This is a genomic window from Rhodococcus sp. MurmanLake-1, assembly GCF_056945715.1.
In genome coordinates this window covers 1-253 of record NZ_JBWZNF010000099.1, presented here as the reverse complement: position 1 = coordinate 253, position 253 = coordinate 1, and the positions used below count along the sequence as shown (strand labels likewise).

Sequence of the window (253 nt, the reverse complement as noted above, 5' to 3'; positions counted from 1 at the left end):
ATGTACACGGTCGACGAACGATTCATCCGAAGAATGGTTCGCTTCCAGCGGACAGACCACAGCACGCCGATTCCCAGCTCCCCCCGCGCCGATCGACCAATGCTTCCATGCCGGGGAGGCGGAGGAGGCCCCCTAGCACGCGCACCAGATATTCCAGGACCCCGATCGGTAGTTCAGGCTTGGAACTTTCGATCATTCCTCCGATAGCGAACGGGTCTGCGTGAGTGAGAAACCGACGTTCCGTGTCGCCGGT

At 60.5% G+C, this 253-nt stretch carries 1 protein-coding gene; it reads right to left on the bottom strand.

Annotation, left to right across the window (positions count from 1 at the left end; translation table 11 throughout):
- Positions 1-22: 22 nt before the first annotated feature.
- The coding region (locus AC2ETI_RS32815; RefSeq protein ID WP_483635076.1) for a hypothetical protein at positions 23-253 on the bottom strand (231 nt) is incomplete at its 5' end.